Here is a 1,013-nt window from a genome sequence, read left to right as displayed (position 1 = left end):
TACTGCCGCTGCTGGTGCATCTGCGTCACTTCGGCGCCGAGTACCGCGAACCGATTCGGGCGACGCTGGCCGAACTGGGGTACTAGCGCGTCCAGAACGACGGCGTGAACAGCACCAGCACCGAGAGGATCTCCAGTCGGCCGATCCACATGAGGAACACCATGTACAGCTTCGCCGCGTCGGAGAACGGCAGGAAGCTGTTCATCGGGCCGACGGGGCCGAACCCCGGGCCGACGTTGCCCAGCGTCGCGATGGCGACGCTCATCGCCTCCAGCCCCGAGAGCGCGAGCTCCGGGGTGCGGTAGCTGTCGAGGTAGAGCAGCATCGTGGAGACGGCGAACAGCACGACGAACACTGTCACGAACACGAACACCTCGCGGATGGTGGTCTCGTCGACGACCTCGTCGTTCAGCCGGACCGGCCTGACGGCCTCGGGGTGGGCGGCCACGAACAGCGAGCGATCCGTCGCCCGCTTGGCGATCACCCAGCGCACGATCTTGATCGACCCCGCGGCAGAGCCGGCAGACCCGCCGAGGAAGTACGCGAACAGCAGGATCGTCTGTGCGGAAGCGTCCCACGTGTTGAAGTCCATACTCGCGTAGCCGGTGGTGGTGACGATCGCGATCACCTGGAAGAGCCCCTGCCGGAGCGCGTTCTCGAGGTTGCCGGCGACGGCGTCGACGTTCGTCGGCGTCTCGGCCATCCCGACGCCCGCGAACAGGACTGCGGAGACGACCGCACCGAACCCCGCGACGACGAGCAGGTACGCGCGGAACTCCGCGTTGTCGGTCAGGTGACGGGGCTCCCCTTTGAACACGTGCCAGAACAGCGCGAAGTTGGTCCCCGCGATCAGCATAAAGGGCATCATCGCCCACTGGATCGCCGGCGCGAACGCCTCCGCGCTGCGGGCCTCCGGCGAGAACCCGCCCGTCGGGAGCGTGGTGAGCGCGTGAGCGACAGCGTTGTAGAGGTCCATGTTCGGCGCGACGTCGACGACGCCGAGCGTGAAGTAG

At 67.1% G+C, this 1,013-nt stretch carries 1 protein-coding gene; it reads right to left on the bottom strand.

Annotation, left to right across the window (positions count from 1 at the left end; all coding sequences use genetic code 11):
• Nucleotides 1-82 precede the first annotated feature (82 nt).
• Nucleotides 83-1,013: TrkH family potassium uptake protein (locus EP28_RS11570; RefSeq protein ID WP_196219641.1), on the bottom strand; the 931-nt coding region annotated here is incomplete at its 5' end.

Origin of the sequence: Halorubrum sp. BV1, from assembly GCF_000746205.1 — an archaeon.
GTDB lineage: Archaea > Halobacteriota > Halobacteria > Halobacteriales > Haloferacaceae > Halorubrum.
This window is presented reverse-complemented; position numbering and strand designations above follow the sequence as displayed.